At 64.4% G+C, this 1,493-nt stretch carries 1 protein-coding gene and 1 pseudogene; one reads left to right on the forward strand and one right to left on the reverse strand.

Annotation, left to right across the window (positions count from 1 at the left end; genetic code table 11):
• Positions 1-760 (forward strand): transposase (locus EOA38_RS36400; protein ID WP_145966285.1); only part of this gene is annotated, 760 nt, incomplete at its 5' end.
• A gap of 93 nt (positions 761-853) precedes the next feature.
• On the opposite strand, the pseudogene EOA38_RS36405 reads toward EOA38_RS36400, so the two are convergent.
• A pseudogene (locus tag EOA38_RS36405) lies at positions 854-1,493 on the reverse strand (IS256 family transposase); the annotation flags it as partial.

Below are 1,493 nucleotides of genomic sequence, written 5' to 3' on the forward strand. Positions count from 1 at the left end.
GCTCATCGTCGGGCACTGGCTGGCGCGCCAGCCAGTGCCCGACGATGAGCGGTTCGCGATCGAGCGGCATGTGCGCGAACTCGATCGGCTTGCCGAGGACTTGGCGACCCTCGACCGGGAGATTGCCGAGACCACGCTGGACGATCCAGCGATCAGGCGTCTGCTCACCATCACCGGCGTCAACCTGGCCGTGGCAGCGGGGCTGATGGCGGCGATCGGCGACATCGCTCGCTTCAAGAGCCCTCAGAAGCTGGTCAGCTATTTCGGCCTCAATCCGCGTGTGCATCAGTCGGGCCTCGGCGCCGCCCATCATGGCCGGATCAGCAAGGTCGGACGCAGCCACGCCCGCGCGATGCTGGTGGAGGCCGCCTGGGCGGCCGCTAAGGCCCCGGGTCCGCTGCATGCGTTCTTCGTCCGTATCCGGGCCAGGCGCGGCCATCAGGTTGCCGCAGTCGCTGTCGCGCGCAAGCTGACGGTTCTATGCTGGCATCTGCTGACGAAGGAGGAGGACTACCTCTGGGCGCGACCAAGTCTCGTCGCCCACAAGGTGCGCAGCATGGAATTGCAAGCCGGCAAGCCGCAGAAGAAAGGCAACAGTCGCGGACCCGCGTATGCCTACAATGTCAGGGAACTCCGGAACCAGGAGATGCGCGTAGCCGAACAGGCCCAGAAGGGCTACGAACACTTTGTCGAGGCTTGGCGCCCGCGCCCGCCAAAGGAAAGGGCGCGCGGGCGCCTCAATCCGGCAAGGCATGAATAAGGCTGCCCGGCGGCGCTTTCAGCCGATGCGCCACGCTTCGCCACGAGGTCGCCCGCGCCGTTGAAGAATACCACGACCGGAAAGAAAGCGCTTGTCGATCTCATCCGTGGTGTAGACGATCCTGCGGACCTCGTCGGGGAAGGCGAAGAACGGGATGACCTCGCTCCATGCGCGCCGCCAGCTCTGGCCGATGGCGGGATAGCGCAGGCCCCAGGGGCCGGTCTCGAACGCCGCCAGCGCCTTTTCGGCGGCATCGGCATCGACGGCGCGATAGATTTCCTTGAGTGCCGTTGCAAGCCCTCTGCGGTCCTTCCAGGACACGAAGTCCATGGAGTTGCGCAGCAGGTGGACGATGCAGGTCTGTACGACCGCCTCCGGGAACACGGCGGTGATCGCGTCCGGGAAGCCTTTCAGGCCATCGACGACAGCCAGCAGGATATCTTCTGTGCCGCGGTTCTTGAGTTCGTTCATCACACGCAGCCAGAACTTGGCGCCTTCATTCTGCTCGAGCCATAGGCCCAACACCTCCTTAGCGCCGTCGGCTCGGACGCCCAGGGCAATATGGATAGCCTTGTTGCGGACCATACCTTCATCGCGGATCTTGACCCGGATCGCATCGAAGAAGACCAGCGGGTAAATCGGATCGAGCGGTCGTTGCTGCCAGGTGGCGACTTCGTCGAGCACGGCATCCGTCACCGTTGAGATCAGGTCGGGCGAGACATCGATGCCGTAC

Source organism: Mesorhizobium sp. M1E.F.Ca.ET.041.01.1.1 (assembly GCF_003997355.1).
Classification (GTDB): domain Bacteria; phylum Pseudomonadota; class Alphaproteobacteria; order Rhizobiales; family Rhizobiaceae; genus Mesorhizobium.